Annotated in this window: 30 protein-coding genes, 1 tRNA gene and 1 pseudogene; 25 read left to right on the top strand and 7 right to left on the bottom strand. The window is 58.2% G+C overall.

What is annotated here, in order from left to right; all coding sequences use genetic code 11:
- Positions 1-115 precede the first annotated feature (115 nt).
- A complete protein-coding gene (locus NWI_RS07760) occupies positions 116-487 on the bottom strand; it encodes a hypothetical protein (RefSeq protein WP_011314758.1) in 372 nt (123 codons plus the stop codon).
- Positions 488-1,125: 638 nt separating this feature from the next.
- Between NWI_RS07760 and NWI_RS07755 the strand changes: the two genes are divergently transcribed.
- Positions 1,126-1,443, top strand: a complete 318-nt coding sequence (locus NWI_RS07755) for a hypothetical protein (protein WP_148203806.1) — start codon at positions 1,126-1,128, stop codon at positions 1,441-1,443.
- A gap of 6 nt (positions 1,444-1,449) precedes the next feature.
- Entirely contained in the window at positions 1,450-1,689 is a 240-nt protein-coding gene (locus NWI_RS07750; protein ID WP_011314756.1) for a hypothetical protein, read from the top strand.
- 102 nt (positions 1,690-1,791) lie between these two features.
- Here the strand turns inward: NWI_RS07750 and NWI_RS07745 are convergent.
- From NWI_RS07745 to NWI_RS07735, 4 genes and pseudogenes are all read right to left on the bottom strand, one after another.
- Positions 1,792-1,881, bottom strand: a tRNA-Ser gene (locus NWI_RS07745).
- Positions 1,882-1,952: 71 nt separating this feature from the next.
- Positions 1,953-2,633, bottom strand: coding sequence for a site-specific integrase (locus NWI_RS07740; RefSeq protein WP_430691789.1), 681 nt, complete (start codon positions 2,631-2,633; stop codon positions 1,953-1,955).
- A gap of 93 nt (positions 2,634-2,726) precedes the next feature.
- Positions 2,727-3,083: pseudogene (locus tag NWI_RS18575) on the bottom strand (site-specific integrase); the annotation flags it as partial.
- Positions 3,080-3,634 carry a hypothetical protein gene (locus NWI_RS07735; RefSeq protein WP_041344909.1) on the bottom strand — a complete coding sequence of 185 codons (555 nt, stop codon included), beginning with the start codon at positions 3,632-3,634 and terminating at the stop codon, positions 3,080-3,082. The gene NWI_RS07735 and the pseudogene NWI_RS18575, both read right to left, overlap by 4 nt.
- Before the next feature lie 443 nt (positions 3,635-4,077).
- Here NWI_RS07735 and NWI_RS16895 point away from each other — a divergent pair, with 443 nt between their 5' ends.
- Together NWI_RS16895 and NWI_RS16430 are read left to right on the top strand one after the other, a co-directional pair.
- Positions 4,078-4,314 carry a hypothetical protein gene (locus NWI_RS16895; RefSeq protein WP_081431716.1) on the top strand — a complete coding sequence of 79 codons (237 nt, stop codon included), beginning with the start codon at positions 4,078-4,080 and terminating at the stop codon, positions 4,312-4,314.
- Positions 4,315-4,375: 61 nt separating this feature from the next.
- Positions 4,376-6,760, top strand: coding sequence for an AAA family ATPase (locus NWI_RS16430; protein ID WP_187148026.1), 2,385 nt, complete (start codon positions 4,376-4,378; stop codon positions 6,758-6,760).
- Positions 6,761-6,815: 55 nt separating this feature from the next.
- On the opposite strand, the gene NWI_RS17910 is transcribed toward NWI_RS16430, so the two are convergent.
- Positions 6,816-7,280 (bottom strand): hypothetical protein, encoded by a 465-nt coding sequence (locus NWI_RS17910; RefSeq protein ID WP_187148025.1) that lies wholly within the window; start codon positions 7,278-7,280, stop codon positions 6,816-6,818.
- Positions 7,281-7,447: 167 nt separating this feature from the next.
- Here NWI_RS17910 and NWI_RS07710 point away from each other — a divergent pair, with 167 nt between their 5' ends.
- The 18 genes from NWI_RS07710 to NWI_RS07630 all read left to right on the top strand — a co-directional run bounded on the left by NWI_RS07710 (position 7,448) and on the right by NWI_RS07630 (position 19,049).
- Positions 7,448-8,647, top strand: a complete 1,200-nt coding sequence (locus NWI_RS07710; protein ID WP_011314753.1) for a phage portal protein — start codon at positions 7,448-7,450, stop codon at positions 8,645-8,647.
- The gene (locus NWI_RS07705) at positions 8,640-9,029 is read left to right on the top strand and encodes a hypothetical protein (protein WP_011314752.1); all 390 of its coding nucleotides are present in this window, start codon (positions 8,640-8,642) and stop codon (positions 9,027-9,029) included. The genes NWI_RS07710 and NWI_RS07705 overlap by 8 nt, the downstream gene beginning before the upstream one ends.
- Positions 9,026-9,211: a DUF2158 domain-containing protein gene (locus NWI_RS07700; RefSeq protein ID WP_148203805.1), complete on the top strand. Its 186-nt coding sequence runs from the start codon at positions 9,026-9,028 to the stop codon at positions 9,209-9,211. Before NWI_RS07705 ends, NWI_RS07700 begins: the two co-directional genes overlap by 4 nt.
- Positions 9,211-9,708 carry an HK97 family phage prohead protease gene (locus NWI_RS07695; RefSeq protein ID WP_011314751.1) on the top strand — a complete coding sequence of 166 codons (498 nt, stop codon included), beginning with the start codon at positions 9,211-9,213 and terminating at the stop codon, positions 9,706-9,708. The genes NWI_RS07700 and NWI_RS07695 overlap by 1 nt, the downstream gene beginning before the upstream one ends.
- Positions 9,709-9,713: 5 nt before the next feature.
- Positions 9,714-10,871, top strand: coding sequence for a phage major capsid protein (locus tag NWI_RS07690; protein ID WP_011314750.1), 1,158 nt, complete (start codon positions 9,714-9,716; stop codon positions 10,869-10,871).
- Positions 10,872-10,883: 12 nt separating this feature from the next.
- Entirely contained in the window at positions 10,884-11,276 is a 393-nt protein-coding gene (locus NWI_RS07685) for a hypothetical protein (RefSeq protein ID WP_011314749.1), read from the top strand.
- Positions 11,277-11,346: 70 nt separating this feature from the next.
- Positions 11,347-11,709: an HNH endonuclease gene (locus NWI_RS16885; protein ID WP_011314748.1), complete on the top strand. Its 363-nt coding sequence runs from the start codon at positions 11,347-11,349 to the stop codon at positions 11,707-11,709.
- A gap of 2 nt (positions 11,710-11,711) precedes the next feature.
- On the top strand, positions 11,712-12,014 hold the full coding sequence (locus NWI_RS07675) for a hypothetical protein (protein ID WP_011314747.1): 303 nt from the start codon (positions 11,712-11,714) through the stop codon (positions 12,012-12,014).
- Positions 12,014-12,334, top strand: a complete 321-nt coding sequence (locus tag NWI_RS07670; RefSeq protein WP_011314746.1) for a head-tail connector protein — start codon at positions 12,014-12,016, stop codon at positions 12,332-12,334. The genes NWI_RS07675 and NWI_RS07670 overlap by 1 nt, the downstream gene beginning before the upstream one ends.
- Positions 12,324-12,749: an HK97-gp10 family putative phage morphogenesis protein gene (locus NWI_RS07665; protein WP_011314745.1), complete on the top strand. Its 426-nt coding sequence runs from the start codon at positions 12,324-12,326 to the stop codon at positions 12,747-12,749. The genes NWI_RS07670 and NWI_RS07665 overlap by 11 nt, the downstream gene beginning before the upstream one ends.
- Positions 12,746-13,180, top strand: coding sequence for a DUF3168 domain-containing protein (locus NWI_RS07660; RefSeq protein ID WP_011314744.1), 435 nt, complete (start codon positions 12,746-12,748; stop codon positions 13,178-13,180). Before NWI_RS07665 ends, NWI_RS07660 begins: the two co-directional genes overlap by 4 nt.
- Positions 13,177-13,491 carry a phage head closure protein gene (locus NWI_RS07655; RefSeq protein ID WP_011314743.1) on the top strand — a complete coding sequence of 105 codons (315 nt, stop codon included), beginning with the start codon at positions 13,177-13,179 and terminating at the stop codon, positions 13,489-13,491. Before NWI_RS07660 ends, NWI_RS07655 begins: the two co-directional genes overlap by 4 nt.
- Complete coding sequence (locus tag NWI_RS18465) at positions 13,488-13,613, top strand: hypothetical protein (RefSeq protein WP_283805213.1); 126 nt, start codon at positions 13,488-13,490, stop codon at positions 13,611-13,613. Before NWI_RS07655 ends, NWI_RS18465 begins: the two co-directional genes overlap by 4 nt.
- Positions 13,613-14,662, top strand: coding sequence for a hypothetical protein (locus tag NWI_RS16425; protein WP_011314742.1), 1,050 nt, complete (start codon positions 13,613-13,615; stop codon positions 14,660-14,662). The genes NWI_RS18465 and NWI_RS16425 overlap by 1 nt, the downstream gene beginning before the upstream one ends.
- The gene (locus tag NWI_RS07645) at positions 14,662-15,057 is read left to right on the top strand and encodes a phage terminase small subunit P27 family (protein WP_011314741.1); all 396 of its coding nucleotides are present in this window, start codon (positions 14,662-14,664) and stop codon (positions 15,055-15,057) included. The genes NWI_RS16425 and NWI_RS07645 overlap by 1 nt, the downstream gene beginning before the upstream one ends.
- Entirely contained in the window at positions 15,057-16,670 is a 1,614-nt protein-coding gene (locus tag NWI_RS07640) for a terminase large subunit (protein WP_011314740.1), read from the top strand. The genes NWI_RS07645 and NWI_RS07640 overlap by 1 nt, the downstream gene beginning before the upstream one ends.
- A 1-nt stretch (position 16,671) precedes the next feature.
- The gene (locus NWI_RS07635; RefSeq protein ID WP_011314739.1) at positions 16,672-18,678 is read left to right on the top strand and encodes a tape measure protein; all 2,007 of its coding nucleotides are present in this window, start codon (positions 16,672-16,674) and stop codon (positions 18,676-18,678) included.
- On the top strand, positions 18,675-19,049 hold the full coding sequence (locus NWI_RS07630) for a phage tail assembly chaperone (RefSeq protein ID WP_011314738.1): 375 nt from the start codon (positions 18,675-18,677) through the stop codon (positions 19,047-19,049). The genes NWI_RS07635 and NWI_RS07630 overlap by 4 nt, the downstream gene beginning before the upstream one ends.
- A 213-nt stretch (positions 19,050-19,262) precedes the next feature.
- Here NWI_RS07630 and NWI_RS07620 read toward each other — a convergent pair whose 3' ends face one another.
- Entirely contained in the window at positions 19,263-19,676 is a 414-nt protein-coding gene (locus tag NWI_RS07620) for a hypothetical protein (RefSeq protein WP_011314737.1), read from the bottom strand.
- 65 nt (positions 19,677-19,741) lie between these two features.
- On the opposite strand from NWI_RS07620, the gene NWI_RS07615 reads away from it, so the two are divergent.
- The 3 genes from NWI_RS07615 to NWI_RS07605 all read left to right on the top strand — a co-directional run bounded on the left by NWI_RS07615 (position 19,742) and on the right by NWI_RS07605 (position 21,627).
- Positions 19,742-20,293 (top strand): hypothetical protein, encoded by a 552-nt coding sequence (locus NWI_RS07615; protein WP_041344901.1) that lies wholly within the window; start codon positions 19,742-19,744, stop codon positions 20,291-20,293.
- Between the two features lie 171 nt (positions 20,294-20,464).
- On the top strand, positions 20,465-20,692 hold the full coding sequence (locus NWI_RS07610; RefSeq protein WP_041344900.1) for a hypothetical protein: 228 nt from the start codon (positions 20,465-20,467) through the stop codon (positions 20,690-20,692).
- A 638-nt stretch (positions 20,693-21,330) separates the two neighbouring features.
- Positions 21,331-21,627: a PilZ domain-containing protein gene (locus NWI_RS07605; RefSeq protein ID WP_011314735.1), complete on the top strand. Its 297-nt coding sequence runs from the start codon at positions 21,331-21,333 to the stop codon at positions 21,625-21,627.
- Positions 21,628-21,694: the final 67 nt, after the last annotated feature.

Here is a 21,694-nt window from a genome sequence, read left to right as displayed (position 1 = left end):
GAATCGTCGCCTTCGCGTGATGGGTGAAAGGACCCAGCGAAGCCGGCTGTCGTAGGGATCGTCCCGAGCGGCGGCTGTCTCAAAGAGGGCAGAGATCATTTACGCGGTATCTTGGTTAGGACCGTGACGGGCCGCGATGAAACTCGATCCCGCATTTTTTGGCGATCGACGCTTGTTCGATGGCGTTCATTTGGCCCTTCATCTGCCCCAGCTCAGCGGCCGTTTGCTTGTCGCCGCCAACGAGGAAAGCTGCGGGCCAGAAAATAATAACAGCCGCCGTCGTCGCGACCGCATCGTTGGTGCGCTGCTTATCCTGCGCACCGGACAGTGCAGCGGCTCGCGCTGAAACACCTTGAGCCTCTAATGCGAGTTGCTGACATGTATAGCCTTGGTACATGACCGGCGAGACGTAAGCCGCCGTGATCTCATTTGAGGAAGATGCGCAACCGCCGAGCGCGGCGCACAGTAGCACTGTTCTGATCTTCATGATTCCGCCCCCATTTTGCCGCCATAAAACCGCAACTAGGGGGCGAGGGCAACTAAAGTCTAGCGCGCAATCACATATCCGAACGCTCTGCGGCTCTTGGCCGGGCCAACCAGAACGCCGAAGCGGATAACGAAAATCGAGGCGGTATCCTAGTCTCAACCGCCGGCGGCCCGCGAGATTACGTGAAGGTTATTGGCTTAAGTAGCCGTTCTTTTTAAGAAATTCTGTAAGTACCTTTTCCACAAGCGAGGCTAGCGAACGGCTGTCGGCGGCTGCGGCCTTTTCAGCCGCAGCCTTCACGTTGTCCGGGACTCGAACGGAGATTGCGGAAGTTTTTGCCATTGAGTGCTTTTGTGTGCAGTTGACATTCAAACCAGTTGGTGCATTATGCATTCAATTGCACACGAAAGCAATCGGGCCGCCAAGGTGTCGGTAACCACCCTGACGGCCCTAACCCGAACCAAGGATTTGGGACCATGGCTCAGGCTGAAAGCGTGCTTAGCACGCCACCCACAAACACGTCTGCACAAACCATCATAGAACTGCCACAGCGAGCCGCTGGTGAGCGTTTGCGCCAACTCGCTGCCCAACAGCGGCGAGCAGAGAAAACGCGCCAGCGAGTCCGTGAGCTACGGGAAATGGCATCCGCCGAAATCGAGCGGCTGATCGCCTTCCTTGATGCCAGCGACGGCTACACCATGCACGAGCTTGAGGCGGCTGTGGACGACATTCCCTGTGACGATAACGAGCTAGACGGGGCCGGGGATGTCGACGGTGAGCCGTCCCTCGGCAGCGCGAACCCTCACGAGGTCTCAGCAGGGGTTGATCAGAGGCTCTGGGCAGTGGGCGCAGCCGACGATCGCGAGCAGGACGCCGCTGAAAGCGGCATTGCCGACTTTGAAGGCCTGCTTGAGCAGATTGGCCAGCGGGACTGGCAGCACACGGTGATGGGGTAGGGCGCAATGAACACTACCCCTGAATTGATCCAAGAGGCGCAGAGCGGCCTTAACGGTATGGATGACCATCTCAACTCGATCTTGGAATATTGCGACCTGATCGCGCTATTGCTGTCCGCGCCGGACATTGAAAATGAGTGTCCCGGCCTTCACCGGCTGGTGTTGGTGATGAGAGATCACGCGCTGGCACTTGATAAGTGTCAGCACCGAGCCGGCATGGCCATCGGCCGGCTTGCGAATCCATAAGGCAAAGGCCCGCCGGTTCACGCTGGCGGGCTTTTTCGTTGTACGTCGGTTTGTGCGTTGGGCGCCGACTTCAGAACTAAGTCATTGATTTTACTATGTTTCTGGCGGAAGGGGTGGGATTCGAACCCACGGTACCCTTGCGGGCACGCCGGTTTTCAAGACCGGTGCCTTAAACCACTCGGCCACCCTTCCGTGTAGCGAAATCAATAACTTAGGCGGAACTCCGGAAGAACAAACTGTGAAGTTGGCACCGGATTGGCACCCTAACCATTGAAAGCCGCATTGATCGCCGCCGCAGCCTTGCTGTCGTCCTTTCTGAACAAGTGGGCATAAATCCGCAAGGTGATATCGGGCTTGGCGTGGCCCAGCCTTTTGGAAATCGTGACGATATCCACGCCGGCGTCGATAAGCTGGCTCGCATGGGTATGGCGCAGCCCATGGAACGGCACGCCGACATCAAGATCGCTCCACGCCTTGCTGTAATACTTCTGGGAGGGCAGGGAACCGCCCGGCCCAGCGAATAGCAGCGCGTCGTCGGGCAACTTGCCCAAGCCAAGCGCGACCCGTCGTTCCAGATGGGTTTTGCGATAGTCGCGCAGCACGTCGACCAGAACGTCGGGCAGGGTGACGTCCCGTCGTCCCGCCTTTGTCTTTGGAGGCTTGATTCGGATGCCGTGAGCCTTGGTTTCCTCGATTGCCTCGCGAACCTCGATTACCTTTCGATCAAGGTCGACCCGGCCCCAGCGGAGCGCCAGAACCTCGCCGATCCGCATCCCTGTAAACAGGGCGATCATCGCCAAGGGGAACAGCCGATGGTGGCGCAGCCGGTCGATTAGGGCAGGGACGTCCTGCACGATGGCCATTTCGTCATCGTCGACCTTCGGAGCAGCCTGCAGAGCGGTGACGTTCTTGGTGATCTTTTCGAAGCGGAGCGCGTCACGCATTGCCTTGCCAAGTACCCTGTGGGCGTGGCCGATCGTCCGTGGTGCCAAGCCGCCTTTGCCCTTCGCCCGGCCGCCGCTGCGCAGTGTGGTGTGCCATTCCTCGATGTCATCGGTGCGGAGCTTCTGGATCAGTTTCGCGCCGAGGTGCGGGACGATCTGATTTTCGGTCAGTTCACGATACCTTGCTGCCGTCCGGGCGCTGATGTCGCCGGAGTCTTCCCACTGGTCAACTCGACCACGCACATAGTCCGCCACCGTGATCTTGCTTGGTTCGATGTATTTCGACTGCGCAACCGATGCGATCAACTCGGCCAGTTTGGTCTGCGCTTGGCGCTTGGTGCCGCGGAATGTAACGAACTGAACATTGCGCTTTCCCGTCTTTTCGTCGCGCCCTGCATCGAACTTGAGACGCCAAGAGGTTTTGCCGCGCTGCTGGATATGACCCTTCATTTCGCCACTTCCTTTGCGAGGAGGGTGGCGATCTCTTGAAGCGTTTGACCGAGAACTGATATGTCCACGCGAAAGCGACTGTAAGTTCTGTTTTGAGCGAGAACGGTCATTTTCGGAACGTCGGCGATGAGCACGACAAAACCGCAGCGGGACTCATTGTCATATTCTATAGAAGCAGTGCCGTAGTTGCTCGCCGATATTCTTGTTATCCGATTGGCGGTCTGCGGGTCCGACAAGATTTCTGTCAGCGCCCCAAGGAAATTAACCGCTCCAGTTAGCGAACATGCTTTCTTGGAATTAGCGGGTAGGGCTTGCACCATTTCGTGCGTCAGATCGGCCGCGTCGACTAATGCGACGCTTGCTAGGAGCGACGTCAGAAGTATAGCCGCGCTCTCCGCTGTAGCGAGGACTCCAGCCCCGCGACCCCGACCGGGTAACGATTTAAGAAGACCAGCTTGGACCAATGCCCGCTGTCGTTCTCTGAGCGTTGTCTGCTTTTCGCCAAGTATTTCCGCCAGTTGCGGCGAGATCGCCCTAAGTGAAGTGCTCATTGGGTACGTTCCACCCCTATCGTTGACAACCCGGGATCATAGGAGTATTGTGTACCCTGTCGTCAAAAGGAGCGCAACAGTTATGAATGAAGAACTTGCGGAAATCCTAAAACAACCTGTGGCGTCGGTGCCGACGGCCGAGAGGGTAGCTTTCGGACTTGGGCGAAATGCGAGTTACGACGCTGCCAACCGTGGCGAAATCGAAACCATCCAGTTCGGCAAGCGAAAGGTCGTGCCCACGAGTTGGATTCGCCGGAAGCTCGGATTGGAGGTCGCGGCATGAGCTTGTCAAAACCGCCGGGCATCGAGGCCCTGAAACTTAAGAGTAATCTCCGCGACCTTATTCGAGAGGATATGATCGACTCCATTCATCAGATCGTTACCGGCGACTCTAAGGACCCAAAGGTTGCCGAGATCAGACGGAAGTTGTTCGGCGACACCCAATGAACATAACCCGCATCGAACCCGTAAGCGACGATAGCCCCCGCACGCCAACTTTGCTCGCACTATTCGACGTGGAGCTTCCGCAGGCGACGCTGCGCGGGTGCAAGCTGCTGGAAAGCGGGGCGGGCGAATGTTTCATCCTGCCGCCACCGGGTTTGAAGTTTTGGGACGACGCCCCACTTCGGCATGAAATCTGCGAAGCAGCGCTCGATGCACTCGACGAGATCGAAACTTAGAAAAGAAAAACCCGCCTGGCAGGGCGGGTCTAAGATGAACGAGCCAAAATAGTGGATGTTGATGACCCATAATACACCGCAGACAGCGGATTCTGCAAGTACGTTCGACCGTACCACCATCCGCAATCACTTCTGGATGCTGCACCATCTCGCTGAACGCGCCAATGTCCCCGGCAAGTTGGTGCTATGTGCAATCGCAGATAAGCCGCTGGGTCTCCCGCCGATCAATCAGCATTTTGCCATTGGTGACGTCGACGGCATGACCGCCGCAGCGATGGCGTTTCAAGGCACGCAATACGGCGTCTACGACTCACGTGGCCTCATGCGGCCGGACCTGCCGGAGGGTGCAAAAGGCACCCAAGCCGACGTGGTTCGAACACTGGCGTTCACTGTTGACGCCGATTCGGATCACGAAGGAGTAGCGACACCGCACGCGCCGCTGATGCCGAATTATATCGTCGAATCCAGCAAGGGGAATTACCAGGAGGTGATGATCCTCGATCGGGCATTGCCGCCTGCCGAGTCGAAGCCGTTGGCTCGTGCGCTTGGTGAACTCACTGGCGACAAGATGTGCGTGCCGGATATCTCGCGCATCATGCGCGTGCCCGGAACGCTTAATTGGCCGAGTACACCGAAAATAAAGCGCGGACGCTCGCCCGATCCGCAGCCGGTGCGCGTTCATAAAGCTTGGAATAGCTGGACAAAAGTCGATGATCTGCTCGCCGTGGTGGCCGCTAACGTCAAACCCAAAACAATCAAGATCACCGCGCCTGTGCCCGATGCAGTCGATGGCGTCTCCCATGATGGCATCCGATACGCTGAGGTGGTTTGGTATTGCCAGCACATGGCAAAAGTCTGGACTCCCGATGACCGCGAGACGACGCCCGATGATTTCGAACTTGCCAAGCGAATCAAATTGTCGTTCCCCGGAGAGGACGGCTTGAACGCAGTCCTGCTTCTTGGATGGGAAGACAGGGAAGACGAACTTCGAAAGCGTTGGTGGAATCCGAACGACTTCAAGACCGAGGGCGAAAATCTCCTAACGCTGCGCGGGCTGAAAGAAGTTAACTGGATGTTTCGCCATGTGATCGGCTGTCCATATCCACCCGCGCCGCCCTTCTCGCCGCTGCCCATAGGCAGTCCATTGCCGGAAGGCTGGCGCTGGACGGAAGACGGTCGCACTGAGCGTACGGCTCCGAGTCTGCCAGGCGGCATTCTACCGGTGTTTTCGGCAGCGTCTCTGGAAGGGTTGCCGGTACCGCCGCGGCGCTGGCACGTTCGTGATTGGATACCAGCCGAGACCGTTACGCTGCTTTACGGTGATGGCGGCACGGGAAAATCTCTTATTGCTCTTCAGCTTCTCGCTTCAACGGCGCTCGGACGCCCCTGGCTGGGCCGGGTTGTGGAGAAGGGCGCATGTCTATTCGTGACAGCCGAGGATTCACGCGACGAAGTCCATCGTCGCTTGGCTGACATTGCCCGCGAGCATTCCGTTCCGTTGAGTAAAATGACGGACCTGCATATCGTTTCTCTTGCGGGAGAAGATGCGATCCTCGCGGCACCTGACGGGCGTAGCAGCATCCTCATTCCGACCGCCTTGTTTGCCGCGCTGGAAGCTCAATGCATTGCGCTTCGTCCGACGTTCGTCGTCCTCGATACGTTGGCGGACCTGTTCGGCGGCAATGAGATTGACCGCTCGCAGGCTCGGCAGTTCATCGGTTTGCTGCGTGGTCTCGCGCTGAAATACGACATCACCATCCTCTTGCTCGCACATCCTTCCGTCTCAGGAATGACGAGGGGTACCGGTTCGAGCGGAAGCACCGGCTGGAATAATTCCGTGCGGAGCCGCCTGTACTTCGATCGCATCCGGGCCGACGACAATAGCGAGCCGGATCCGGACGCACGCGTACTTCGGTCCATGAAATCAAACTACGGCAGGGTTGGTGAGGAGATCGTTCTGCATTGGCGCCGTGGTGTCTTTGTACCTGACAGTATAACTGCAGGTGGCCTGATGGCTGCGAACGACGCTCGCAATAGGGCCGACGAAGTCTTCCTGAAAATGCTGGCACTGTACGATGCGGAGAGCAGGGGGGCTGTCAGCCCGAATCCAGGCAGCAACTACGCGCCGAAGCTCTTTGCAGAACACGCGGGCGCGCAAGGGCTGAAGAGCAGGGCGCTGAAAGATGCCATGGATCGATTGCTCGCTTCAAAGCGCATCGAAGCCATTATGACCGGACCACCTTCGCGAATGAGACAACACCTGATCGTCTCAGATCGAACTTATCAGTTGACGAAAGAGCCTACCAACCCGATTCCAACGCCCTGCCAACCGGCTACCAACGGGGTACCAACACCCCTACCAACGGTACCTCAAACCCTACCAACTCCCATACCAACGGGCTGCTATCCCAACCCCCATACCCCCATAGCGCTGCGCGCGCCCTAAAGGCGCTTGTGCGCTTGCGTGACCATGGGAAAGCATCAACTCGAAATTTCAGAAGTCACTTTGTGGAAGGCTCGCTGTGGTCGAGCAGATGCTTTTCCCATTGGGCCATGTCACTGATGAGGGCTTCCACCAGGCGTCGCGGCAGCTTGATAGTCTCTGGCGGGGGGCTTTCATATTCCGATAAGTGCCATTTCTTCGTATTCGGTGGAGGCATTTGGGAGCGGTATTCCTCATCCAATTTTCTTCGCCTCTCCTCCATTCGACCAGCGATCCCTTGAGCAAGTCGGTTTAACTTTAGTGCCTTGGAGCGATTGTAGACCATGGAATCCCCGCAGTCTGAAAATGAAAGATACTCATAATGGAAACTAAACCACCAATCACGTTGAACGAAGATGATCTGCACGTCGAACGAATATGGGGTCTTCCCGCGATTGCGTTCTTTCTCGACGTGAGCGTGGACACCGCCCGGCGATGGGCAAGGAAGCCTGACGTTCCGATTTTCAAAGTTGGCGGGCGACACTGCGCTATCAGAAGCGAGCTATGGCGTTGGATGCGACGCGCCGCCTGACGACTTGCTAGGGTTTGCCAGCTTACGAATTCGACTCGGGCGTAGTATATTCATTTCATCATCAGGTCGCGCGTTGCGATCGGCTCGCATAGCCCTTGAATGGCGCGTGCGGGAATTTTTTGTACCTTGAGCAGGCAACTTTGAAACTCTGGCCCTTCAGCCGCACTACTGTCGAAACGAAATCGCTCAGCGATCCGGATGAAGCGATCGTCGCAATTCTCTCGGGCGGCAGCACGTACGGGCCGGTTCATCCGCTTTCAGAACCCGCTGTTTCCGCCGCCGTCACGACAATTAGCAATGCTGCGGCAACGCTCGATCTACACCTGGTCAAACGCGATGACACGTCCGCCGACGTAAAGCACCCTGCACTCGATCTGTTGCGCGGCCACGTCAACGAGTGGACCTCCGGCTCCGTCCTGATCCGCGATTTGATCGCACAAGCATTGACCGCCGACGCGGGCGGGATTGCCTGGGTCAATAAATCCAGCGACGGTCGCCCCCTTGAAATCATCCGCTACAGCGCGGGCCGCATCACCGTGGAATATGCCGGCGACGGCTCCGGTCGCCCGTCCTACACCGTCAACGGTCGCAGCGTGCCGGCATCGGACATCATTCACATTCGCGGGCCATTCTCGAAATGCCCGGTTAGCCTCGCGTATCCGACAATCTCCGCCGCAGTGGCGATGTCGCGCTACGTCGAATTCCTATTCAAGCGGATGGCGCGCCCCGGTGGCGTAGTCGAGGTACCGTCCGGCGCGGGCGAAAAGGCTGTCCAGAACATGATCGCTGGCTGGAACGCGGCGTATGGCGGCCCGGACAATGCGGGTGGTACGGCGTTTCTATTCGATGGCGCGACATTCAAGCAGATTGCGCTCGCATCGACCGACGCTCAGTTCGTTGAAAACCGCCGTTGGCAATTGGAAGACATCGCACGCGCTTTCAACATTAGCAGCGTCATGCTCGGTGACCTCGCAAAATCGAGCTACGCCAACGCATGGCAAAAATACAGAGAGTTCCTGAGCGTCACGCTGATGCCGTGGCTCAAGGCGCTTGAATCTGCGTTCGACCGCGCGCTGCTGACTGATGACGAGCGGGCGCTGTACGCGTTCAAGTTCGACATTGATGACCTGACACGCGTGGACCTGGAGAAGCGTGCGACCGCCATTTCCAGCCTCGTTGCCAGTCGCGTGCTCAATCCAAACGAAGCCCGCACATGGCTGGATACCGGCCTTGCGCCTTATGCCGGCGGCAACGAATTTGCCAACCCGAACACCGGCGCCAGCCAGCCTGGATCGCAGGAGCAGCCCGTAAATGACTGATCTCGCCGACTTCGATGATCTCATTGCGTACCAGGATCGCGGCGCGGAATGCGTCATTACCGATCCGGTCAATGGTACGCCAACCGATATTGTTCTGATCGTTGCCGGTCCGGATTCCGACACTCAACGTCGCGCTCGCCTCGCCACCACGGATGCACTGATGAGCTATGCGGGCCGACCTCCAGCCGATGAACAGGAGCGGCTTGCAATCGAGCAACTCGCGAAATGCGTCGTCGGCTGGGGCGTCAAGCAGGGCGGCGTCGATGTGCCGTTCAGTTTCAGTGCAGCCGTGCGGCTGCTTACAAAGTTTCGGTTCGTTCGAGAGCAGGTCGACGCGTTCGCTGCATCCCGCGAACCTTATTCCAGAAAGGTGACAAGTTGAGTTTGAAAGTCGGCGACGTTGTGCGGTTGAAGAGCGGTGGCCCCGCGATGACAGTGGATGGACAGCCCGGCGCGTATCACCGGGAAACCATTGTCACCGTCCACGTGATTTGGATCGACGATAGGGGCGATGTGAAGTTCGGTCGATTCCCGGTCGATGGCCTCGTAAAGGACACCTTCTGATGGACCGGCTCGAAATCAAGGCATCCCTGAACGTCTCCGACACTGGCGAAATTGTCGGCAACGCATGGCCCTTTGCGGAGCCGGATCGTGTTGGCGACATCATCACCAAGGGTGCATTTGGCGAAATCTCTCCCGATCTCGGAATGCTCTATCAGCACAATCCCGCCGACCTGATCGGAACGTGGACCGAAGTCAAAGCGACCGACGAAGGGTTGATGGTCAAGGGGCAACTGCACCTCGATCAACCCCGCGCACGCTCGGTGAGGAGCCTGGTTCTAAAGGGTCTCGTGTCTGATCTCTCGATCGGATTCCGCACTAAGTCGTCCCGCAAGGAAGGTCGCAACCGAATTATCGACGCGCTCGATCTCGCTGAAATCAGCCTTGTCAGAAGTGGGTCGCACCCCCGTGCGCGGATCACGTCCGCAAAGTCTTTTGACGAAGCCGCAGCCATTGCCGCGGTCATTAACCGGGCCGCTGCGGCCCTAGCATTGAGGTAATCACCTTGGGTAAGCATTTCTCTGATCTCGAATTCAAAGATACCGACGACGCCGATCCGGTCGATCTGGTGACGAAGGCGGTCAATGATCTGACTACCAACGTTGACGCGCGCTTGAAGGACATCGAGACCAAAGCCGACACGACCAAGCTCGTGGACCGCATGGACAAGCTCGAAGCCAAGATTAACCGGCCGGGCAGTGGCGATCACAAGGATCCGGACGCCGCGCTCGAAATCAAGGCGTTCGGCGCTTATGTCCGTTCCGGCATCACGCCGCCTGATCCGCTCGAACTCAAGACGCTGATCGTTTCCAGCGATCCGCAGGGCGGCTATCTGGCGCCGACCGAGATGGCGACCGAGTTTATTCGTGATCTGGTGCAGTACTCGCCGATCCGCGGTCTCGCTTCGGTCCGATCCACATCGGCGCCTGCCGTGTCCTATCCCAAGCGCATCGGCCGCACGAATGCTCAATGGCGTGGTGAGACGCAAGCGCAGACGACTGGTGAGCCGACCTTTGGTCAGCTTGAAATCCCGGTTCGCGAGATCAACACTTACGTCGATATCTCGAACCAGCTTCTCGCCGACAGCGCCGGCGCAGCCGAGTCCGAAGTTCGGATGGCACTCGCGGAGGACTTCGGCCTGAAAGAGGGACTGTCGTTCCTGAAGGGCACCGGCCCGCTGCAGCCGGAAGGTTTGCTCATCAACGCGGACATCAGCATCGTCGCGACCGGCAACGCTTCCACGCTTGGCAGCGGACCGGCCGACATGCTCATCGACACGTTCTATTCGCTTCCGGCTGCTTATCGGAACGCAGGCACTTGGTTGATGAATTCCACGACGCTCGCGGCCATCCGGAAGCTGAAGGACGGCACGACCGGGACATACCTTTGGTCGCCCGGCTTCCAGGGGCAGGCGGACACCATCCTGGGTCGTCCAGTCATCGATTGCCCCGACATGGATGATGTCGGCAGCGGCACCACGCCGATCGCATTCGGCGACATCGCCGCGACCTATCGGATCCTCGACCGTATTGGTTTGTCGATTTTGGCCAATCCATATTTGCTGGCGACCACCGGCACGACCAGAATTCATGCCACGCGGCGTGTCGGCGGTGCGGTCGTTCAGCCAGCGGCGATGAAGAAGATCGTCTGCAAGACCTCGTAAGGAGCACAAATTATGCGTGATATCGCTTCCAACATCGGCACCGTTCAGGCTCTTGCGCCAGCGGTGCAGTCCGCAACCATCAAGGGCGAAACCGTCGATACGGCCGGTTTCGAGAGTTGCGCGTTTGTCATCAATACTGGTGCGACCGCCGGTTCGCCTGCACCGAGCTTCACCGCGAAGCTGCAGGAGTCAGACACGACCACCGACGGTGACTTCACCGACGTCGACGCAACGCACCTCGTCGGGACGCTTCCGGACTCTCTTGAGGAGTCGAGCACTTATAAGCAGTCGTATATCGGCCACAGGAAGTACGCCCGTGTCGTTGTGACCAAGAACAGCGGAACGTCGATCGCGGCTGGCGCTGTTGCCGTGCTCGGTCACGCGCGCTCGCGGCCTGTCGCCTAACACTAGTCACTGAGCGCGCTTGCCGCCACGGGCGCGCTTAGTGGAACGGGAGTCGCGGTCCTCGTAAGTCATGCGACTCCCGTACCCTAAACTAGGAATGCCAATGCCTTTTCGTGCGCCACGTATCTGCTCCTGCGGCCTCAAGGTCGCCTATGGCGTTCGTTGTGTGTGTCAGCAGCGTACACGTGCCGAAGCTGACAAGCGCCGGCCGAATGCGCGAGAGCGCGGTTATGACAATACATGGCAAAAGGCTCGCTCATACTTTCTCGATAAGCACCCTCGTTGCGTCATGTGTGGTGCAGCCGCTCGTGTCGTTGATCACATTAGACCACACCGTGGCGACACCAAACTATTTTGGGATCGAGGCAATTGGCAGTCGCTTTGCTTCTCCTGCCACAACAGCCGCAAGCAGCGCATGGAGCGTGCATCGTGACCATGCAAAACGATGAGAAACACGACCGACAATTGTGGTGTGCCGTGCTCGGCCAAGCCATCACGGATGCAACAACGACACGCACTGGCAAGGACGCACAGCGTGACCAGCACGCGGCCATTCAATGGCTGCTGACCGACACCATCGACTTTCCCATCGTCTGCACGCTCGCCGGCGTCGATCCTGAAGCGGTTCGTGAGCGGTTCATGCGGATACCGGGGGTGGTCGAAAAGTTTCAGGGAACGCAGCGGGACCGGCGGGGGTCCACAACGCAAGATTTGACCGAATTGGGAGTTTTTTCCTAATGATCGCAACGCTTGCCGACGCCAAGGCGCAACTCAATGTCACGTCGGACATCGATGATACACTGCTGACCCGCAAGGTTTCCGCGGCACAAGACTATCTGGAGTCGTGGCTCGGCTACAAAATCGAGTCCATCTATGGCGGCGTGGATCAAGAGCCGGTGCCGCCCGCCTTGGTCGAAGCCGTTCTGCAGCTTGTCGGACATTGGTACGAAAATCGTGAGGCGACACTGGTTGGCGTCTCCGCACAGCAACTGCCGCACGGCGTTTCAGACATCATCCGCGAATATCGACGCTGGTGGAGCACGCCCGATGACGAATGATGATGGCGGGCTTTCCAGCTTTCAGCGCCGCATGGCTGCGATCCCGAAGGAAGTCCGCGCCGCGGTCAAGCCTGCGCTGCTAAAATCGGGTGAAGAATTGAAGTCGGCTATGCGTCAATTGGCCGAGGCCAGCCGCGACACAGGCGACCTGATCGATTCTATCGCCGTCACGGGACCAGGCGAAACCACGCCGGCGTACTCTCAGCCGGGCGGTTCGAAGGTGGTGGGCGAAACTAGCGTTGCAGTCACGGTAGGTAATACCAAGGTCCGCTACGCGCATTTGGTCGAGTACGGAACCGCGAAAGCGCCAGCGCAGCCGTTCTTTTGGCCCGCGTTCCGCCTGTACCGCAAGCGCATCACGTCGCGGATTAAGCGAGCAATCAACAAAGCCGTAAAGGAGTCCAAGGGGAAATGAGTAGCCCCGCACTGGCACTCCAAAAGGCAATCCGGTTGCGGTTGATCAACACCGCGGCGGTCACTGCGCTTGTGCCGCCTGCGAACATTTTGGATCGCAACGAACGACCGGCGCCGAGTCCATCCATCATTCTTGGCGAAGATCAGGAAGTGGACGAGGACTTTACGCTGAAGCGGGATTACATCCGCGTCTATTCGATGCTGCACATTTGGAAGACGGAGCCAAGCACAGCAGGCGTCAAGGCGATCGCTGGCGCTGTCCGAAAGGCGATTGGCCGGGTGCGGCGGCTCGATATAGGTGATCCGGATTTCGTTTGCGCCGATTGCCGCGTCGATGGCGTGCGCTACTTGCGCGATCCCGGCGGAGAGATGTCGCACGCGGTACTGACCATCAACTCACTGGTCCAGGCGCGATGGAGCGTCGTCATATGAGGGCCGGTAAGCTGGATCAGCAAATCGCCATTCAGCGTTTCACCAACACCGTCGACGATTACGGCACGCCGGCGGAGACGTGGACCACGCTCGCGACGGTTCGCGCGCAGATTATCCAGCAATCGACCGAGGAGTTCATCCGGAATTTCGGTGCATCAGACGAGACCGTCACCGTCTTTCGCGTTCGCTGGATAGACGAAATCACCACCGCAGATCGTGTGCTGTTCGATGGGGATAACCACAATATCAAAGAAACCAAGCAGATCGGCCGCCGAGCCGGATTGGAGTTGAGATGTCAGAAAATAGCATGACCGAAAATCAGAACGAACAGTCCAAGGCTGCCGAAGACCAGAAGCCAAAGCCCGCACAGCAGCCCGAACCGGATGATCCGCTCGGCTCTGGCTGCGGATTCATGCCGGGTGAGGGAATCTAATGTTCAAACTATTCGACCGCGTGAAGGTCAATATCGCGACGACCGGGACCGGGGACGTAACGTTCGGATCGGCGTCATCAAATGCGTTCCTCACGCCGACTGAAGCTGGTGCAGGCGACGGCGACACGGTTCGATACATGATCGTGGATGGCTTGGACTTCGAAGAAGGCATCGGGACGATCGGTGGCGGTGTCACTACGATGGCTCGCACAACTGTTGCTAAGTCCAAGATTGGCGGGACTGCGGGAACGTCAAAAATCAATCTGAGTGGAACGGCGGTTCTGTCCCTCACCGCATCAGCCGCGGATATCCTCATACCTGCTAATAACCTCAGCGACTTGGACGACGCTGACACCGCTTTGGACAATCTAGGCGGCACCACGGTCGGCAAGGCACTGTTTACGGCTGCGGATGCTGCGGAGGCTCGCGGTACCCTCGAAATATCTGACACACTCCCGACCACCCAAGTATTCACGACCGGTTCGGGTACCTACACGACGCCAGCCGGCTGCAAATGGATCGAAGTCGAACTTATCGGCGGTGGGGGTGGCGGGTCTGGCTCCGGCACAAGTTATGGCAACGGCTTCGCGGCCGGGAATACCACGTTTGGAGACCTCACTGGTGGGGGAGCGAACGGCGGGGCGAATGCGGGCCGCGGCACCGGAGGTTCTGCATCAGGGGGATATGTCAATTTAACCGGCGCAGGCGGCGGTAATGGTTCTGGTGTCAACAGCACACAGGGTGGCTCCGGCGGTGCTAGCCCCTTCGGCGGTGCTGGCGCTGGCGGCGCGGCGGGTGCAGGTGCGGGTACTGCGGCCGCTGCTAACACCGGTTCTGGCGGCGGTGGCGGTGGCGTCAATACGACGCCAAACGGCGGCGGAGGCGGCGGTTCGGGAGGTTACGTCAAGGCGATTATAAATTCGCCGACGTCAACCTACTCCTATTCGGTCGCCGCGGGAGGCAACGGTGGTTCGGCCGGAACCGGCGGTGCGGCAGGCGGTGCGGGCGGTTCTGGCATAATCATCGTTACCGAGCATTACGGGTCGTGATGAAAGGCACCAAGCCCCATCTGCGCACCGACTCCGCAGCGATGAAGCGGGCGCCGGCTGTCCCGAAATGGCTTTCGGCGGACGCCAAGCGCGAATGGAAGCGTATTCTGCCTGATCTTATAGAGCGGCGCATTCTTACGGACGCGGACCTCGGATCGCTCGAAAACTACTGCATCGCGATCGGGCAGGTGAGGGAGATGGAACGGATCCTGCAAACCGAAGGCCACGTCTATGGCGCCGAAAGCGGGCTGCTTAAACGCCATCCCGCCGGCGTGATCCTCTCGGATGCCATGACGCGCGCGCGCTTGCTCGCCGTGGAAATGGGGCTGACGCCGGTTTCGCGTAGTCGGCCGGCGATCCGGGATGATGACGAAGAGGACTCGCTGTTAGACTGATGCTCGTTCCTGCATGGATCAATGACGGCAGTGAGATTCCCGATCCTTTTGGTTACGGCGAGCGCGCGGTGCAATGGCTTCGCAGGCTGAAGCATCCGAAGAATCCGGCGCGCGGTCACCCGTTCCAGCTTGATCCGTGGCAAGAGCGTATCATTCGAAAGCTCTATGGCCCGCGTCATGAAGATGGACGGCGCGTGGTGCGGCGGCTCGTTTTGCTACTTCCGCGCGGCAACCGGAAAACGTCCCTATGCGGCGCGATCACGCTTTTGCACCTGATTGGCCCCGAAAGGCAACCCGGTAACTTGGTCGTGTCGGCGGCATCGGCTCACGAACAGGCCATGGAGCTATTCAACGAAGTCGCGATGATTGTTCAGCACGATCGACGCCTTGAGAAGCACTTGGCTGTTCGCGAATACACGTCATCAATCACGTTCAAGGCGCAACGATCCCGCTATATCGCTGTCGCCAGCGATGGAAAGGTGCAACACGGCAAGACGCCGAACGTCGTCATCGCTGACGAGCTTCACGCTTGGGAGGGCAGGGCAGGCCGGGTGCAATGGGAGGCGCTCGATTCTGCCCTCGTAAAAGTACCCGACACGCTCATGATCGTTGCCACCACGTCGGGTCGCGGACAGGAAAACCTTGCATGGAAAACGATTGATTACGCAATCAAGGTTCAGAAGGGCGAGATTGACGACCCGGCCACGTTGCCTGTTGTCTTTATGGCTGAGGAAGGCGACGACTGGCGCGATGAAGCGGTGTGGCACGCGCTAAATCCCGGTATGCGCCACGGATATCCGGACCTGACCAGCTATCGCGACAAGGCGCAGAAGGCGATCAACTCGCCTTCAGATCGCGACAGCTTTCTCCAATTCAATTTGAACCGCTGGCTTGACCACTCGACATCGCCATTCGTGGAAATGCTTGTTTACGATCAAGGCGCCAGGGCTGTTAATCTGGACGAACTCAAAGGCGAGTCATGCTGGATAGGCGTCGACCTTTCCAGTAATTCGGATCTCACGGCCGTCGTCGCCTGTTGGCGAGATGGCGATGATGGATATCAGGTTCAGCCGTGGTTCTTCTGCCCGGAAGACAATCTGCGGCGCCGTGCGGACAAGGATGGCGTGGCCTATCCCGCTTGGGCCGCCGATGGATTCATTATCCCGACACCCGGCAACGTCGTCGACTTCCATGTCGTTGAAAATCATATTCGCGATCTATGCGACCGGTTCAACGTCCGCGAAATCGCGTTCGATCCGCATCTGGCGCGCAACATGCTCAGTAATCTCCTGGCAGACGGCCTTCCAGCCGTGGAGATGCGTCAGGGCTGGGTGACAATGGCGCCCGCCATCAAGGAATTGGAACGGGCGATCGTCGGTCGTCGCTTTCGTCACGGCGGACACCCCGTGCTGCGCTGGAACTTCGACAACATCGCCACCGAAACCGACAAAGCCGGCAACAAGTCTTTTCACAAGGGCAAGTCTCGCGACCGCATCGACGGCGCGGTTGCGACTGCCATGGCTGTTGCACGGTGCGCGGCTGGCGACAACGCGCGATCTATCTACGATTCACCGAACTGGTCGCCCGATTGGGCGTTTGTGAAGGCAGGATAACATGGCTGAAGATACTGGCGAACGCCTAGTCGTGATGCTTGAGGCTCGGATCTCGGAGTTCGAGAAGCGCATGGTGAAAGCCGAGCAGACCGGCACGCGGACTTATCGGCAACTCACAGCCGGATCCAGCCGCGCCACGAAGAATATGGAGCAGGATATGCTCCGCTCGACGACGGCAATCAATCGCTCACTGGCGCAGACGAGCGTCCAGATTGGTTCGTTCGCCAAGGCCTTCGCAGTTGGTATCGCCGGAAGCGCCGCGTTCCGCACGGTATCCAAGGCGGCGCAGGAATTCACGTCACTGCAGAACGCGCTGAAGGTGACCGGCCTTGAAGATGCGGCGTTGGACAAGGTGTTTTCGTCACTCTTCCAGATCGCTCAGAAGAACGGCACCGCTATCGAGCCATTGGTGACGCTCTATAGTCGGGCTTCGCAGGCGCAGAAGGAACTGAAAGCTAACAGCGCCGACCTGATGAAATTCACCGACGGCGTTTCGATTGCGCTGCGGGTTGCCGGCACAAATTCGACAGAAGCGGCCGGTGCGTTGCTGCAACTCTCGCAGGCGATCGGATCTGGCGTCGTGCGAGCCGAGGAATTTAACAGCGTCAACGAAGGCGCGCGGCCAATCCTGCAGGCAGTTGCGGCGGGTTTGAAAGAAGCGGGCGGTTCGGTTTCGACGCTGAAAAACCTGGTCAACGATGGCAAGGTTTCGTCGGAGGCGTTCTTCCGTGCCTTCCTGGCTGGTATGCCGCAGATCGAAGCGCAGGCCGCGAAAGCTGACGGCACCATCGGGCAGGCGTCTGCCCGCATCGGTAACGCATTCATCGCACTGGTCGGACACCTCGACAAGACGACCGGCGCGAGCGGCAACGCTGCCAAGGGGCTGACCGCCGTTGCCGGCGTGGTCGAAAAGCTCAGTGATTATTTTGACGCCGCGTCCGGCAAGCTGGAAACGCTGCAAAAGTGGTTGACCAGCGTCGGCAACAATTCGGCATGGACCACGATTGCAAAGTTCTTCGGCGCCGACTTCTCGCCCGAGGAAATGGCGAAGTATGGCCTGACGCCGGTCGGTGCGACGCCAGCCACGCCGGCGCGAGTCTTAGTTACCGGCGGGACGACAGAGGGACCGAAGGTCAATCCGGTTTCGCTGGCGGACTTCAAGGTGCCCGGCAAAAAGGACGGCGCGGCCGCAACCCGTGACCCGTTCGAACGGTCAAACGACCAGATCGCCAAGCGGATCGAGCTTCTAAAGGTCGAAGCGGCGACGATCGATCAGACAGCGACGGAGCAGGACCGGGCGAGAGTTGTCGTCGAGTTGGAGACCGCGGCCAAGCAGGCCAATGAGCGCGCCGGCAAGAAAAACGTCGAGGTGACAGCCGAGCAGCGCGCCAAGATCGAGGCTCTTGCGGACGCCTATGCCAAGGCGCGCGGCGAATTGGAGCGCTTGAATAGTCCATTGGCGTCGTTCGCGCGGGAATCTGCTGACGTGGGTCGGCAGCTAGAATACCTCTCCGTCGGTTCGCTCGATCGCATCGCCGACGACTTCGGCGAGATCGTCACCGGGACCAAGACGGTCGAAGAAGCATTCAAGTCCATGGCACAGTCCATTCTTGCGGAACTTGCCAAGATCGCGGTCAAGCAGGCCGTGCTCGGACCACTGGCGAACTTGATGGGTGGCGGCGGGAGCGGGGGCGGCATTCTGTCCGCGCTCATTCCGAAGTTCGCGAACGGTACGGACAATGCACCGGGTGGTCTCGCCATCGTCGGCGAGAAAGGACCGGAACTGGTCAACCTGCCGCGCGGGTCTCAGGTCATCCCGAACCATCAAATCGGTTCGGTGGGCGGGGGCGGGGATATAAATGTACCGGTGATGGTGAATATCGACGCCACGGGCGCTGATGCGGCGGGACTTCAACGGGTTGAGCAGCAAGTCGCCGATTTGAAGGCTAACTTGCCCATGCTCACGGTCCAAGCTGTCAGGAACGCAAAGAATCGGAGGTTGCTATGATCAACCTGCAATGGCTTTCCGATCGGCTCGTCTACATCCTCCGCTGGCGGATGGACCGCCACCCCGGCGCTGAAAACGAACCGGACGCGCCTGAAATTCCCGCAGCCGGCCTGCGCGTATGGGGGATATTCCTCGACCTGCACGCGACGCGCGGCAGCAACGGGTTCGGCGCCAATCCTATCGCTTACGCGGACATTGAATCCTGGTCGCGGCTACGGCGCGAGCCGGTGCGACCTTTCGAACTGGACATGATCCGCGCATTGGACGCGACATGGCTGGAAGTCGCCGCTGCCCTAGCGAAGGAGCCGGACAAGCCGAAAGTCAGTTCGCGCAAAGTGACCCCGGCGCTGTTCGATGCGATGTTTGGGTAGTGGAAGCGCGGGATGAGTTAGCGTGTCTGCCAGTAGGGCTCTATGTCATATGCTTTGAAAGCCTTGGGCGGCGTGTCAGCACCGTTAGAAAACACTTTTTGCAGCAATACATCATTTCGATCAGCGTCGATCTCGAAAATCCTAAAAGGTATGAAGTATCCTTGGTATGGGAACTGAAAAATATCGCCAATATTCATTTTGAAAAGTCCATTTTTAAAGCAATATACGTAGTTCGCTCGCGATTGAGGCGGATTCAAGACGCCAATCTGGCCAGCAGCCGTCTTCCTCATGACGCCCGGTGCGATATTTGCACCCATCGTCGAGTAGCTTTCGGCCGACATCTTTCCAGATGGCATGTGGACCGTACAGCCGAACCGCGTCGGCCTTCTGGATTTCCACAATGCGCGTACAGCGTAAGCACTCGACGCGAAGGACGTCCCGCGGGATTTCGTTCAGGCGTAGTTGGTGGATCGGCAGGCGAGGGGCACCGGTCGCGCGCGGATCGTTCAGAACCGAGTGCCACCAGCCGTCCGGCTCGGAATTTGGTTCATCCTGGCGCTGCTCGCGCGCAAGTTTTTCCATTTGCCTGGCGGAGGGCATTCGCCAATAAGCGGACCAGTTGCACATGGCGGGAAATTAGAACATAAAGAGAACGATTGTCGAGTCGGAAATTGCTTAGGCGGGGGTACCGCATGCGCCATATGGATTATTTTGAGCAAGCAGAGGAAGAGACGAGACGTTTCTTAAACCGCCCTGACATGCAGTTTGTCGTTCGCGCGAAACAGTATCTCTACGCAGCTAGCATACTGGTGCAAAGCGAGCGGACCATTATCAAAGTGCCGACGCTTCATTTGATCGCGCATGGGATTGAGGTGTTACTAAAAGCCCCTCTCGTGCGTGCCAGTGGTGACGTTGAGGAGGTCAGAAAGGAGTTTAGGCACGACATTCAAAAACTGTGGTTGGCTGATTGCAATGCCGAGATCCGCGCCAAAGTTTTTCGGATCGCGTCCTTAACTTGGGAGGAAGCTAGAGCGTCGGGGAAATACCGGGACGCGTTTGCCGAAAAGCCCGACGAAGCAATCGAATGCTCATTGCGAGACCTGTCCCGCTTGCACTCACCGGAAACGAAATTCGCGTTGAAATATATCATTCCAGAGGGCGAAATTGGTCCTAGAGCTCCGCACCTAGTCGAGACATTCTTAGAAGTGGCAGATGAATGCTTGAAGAATCCGAGCAGTTTCTGATGTTTTTCGTTGGTTGACAAACTACGTGATGCGCTAACTTACTACATCAATGCAGTTTGTCAACATATAACCATTATATTACAGATACTTAGAGAAATATCAAGAATTGACCTCTGAAGTGATTCCGCTACGTTCCGATCGCGGCCATGGTGGCCCATTGGAGTTGTGACGATGCCCAAGGAAACCGAAGACGCAGAAGCCAATTTCACGCAACGCCTGCTTATGTCCTTGGTGGTGGACGTGACGTACTTGGCGGAAAATGCGGAAAGGGTGAAGACCCAAGTTTTCGCGGCGGCGAAAGAGAACGGAGTCTACATTCCTGTTGATGATGAGGATGATATGGCACCGCAATTGGCACCCAACTCCCCGAAACGGACCCGGACAAAGCGGGCCGGGTAGGGGGTTTCGTCCCGGAAACGTCAACGAAACGGGACGTTCTTAGACAAGCGTGGACTACACGGAAGGCAAAAATAGTTTTTCAAGATCGGTGCCTTAAACCACTCGGCCACCCTTCCGAATCCAAGACTTCGACCGATTAGCGCACCCCCCGCTCGAGCGCAATTGCAGACGGAGTGAATGCTCGAAACCGTTGCTCAAACCGTCGAACATAGCTGATAGCGAAATGAAAACAGTGAAGAGGCCATCCTTCCTTCAGCGAAAGGGCAACTCCGAAACGAAAGACCCTTACAGAAATAGACTAAATTGTAGATCTGGATCTTAAACCGCTCCCCATATTCCTCCTGTACCCCTAAGTCGTCATCTAACCTGTCGCGACCCGTACGAGGTGAGGGACGTACTGTCGAAACGTCTACGGGTGGCCGCGCTTCGCAGAATCCTATTCTCTCGTAAGGAAATCAGAAGCGGGGCTCGATGATCCTGAGTTGACGCGCCTTCCTTTGCGACCCGTTTTCCGCCTAGCCTGAAAACGCTATAGGGCTGCCCGAGATAGAATCATTCCAACCGCAGAATGCGAAGGAGCGTTCGGATGACGACTATGATGACGCTATAAACCGGACGCAGAAGCAGACGGACAGGCCATGAACTCCCCAACTGAAGACCGCCGTAAACATCCGCGCGTCGAAATCGACGAACCGGCCTACATTTCGATGGGCGGATTCAGCATGCGGTGCCGACTGTTGAACGTATCTCCAGAGGGAGCCGCCCTTGAAGTCCCAAATCCCGCCTCTGTCCCATTGAGTTTCCAACTCATGACCGAAAAGGATCGGGTCATTCGAGGCTGCCGGGTCATCTGGACCAAACAGAACCGGATCGGGGTTGCATTCGATCAGCCCACCGCCGAAGCGGGCTTCGACGCTCCCAGTCGCAACTCCTGATTTACCACTCGTTTTATCCCTCCCGGCTCGTTACCGTATTTCCGCCGTCTTTGCGCTGCGATATGTT

Origin of the sequence: Nitrobacter winogradskyi Nb-255 (genome assembly GCF_000012725.1) — a bacterium.
GTDB lineage: Bacteria > Pseudomonadota > Alphaproteobacteria > Rhizobiales > Xanthobacteraceae > Nitrobacter > Nitrobacter winogradskyi.
Note: the sequence above shows the minus strand (reverse complement) of the source record. Positions and strands in the feature narration are given on the sequence as shown.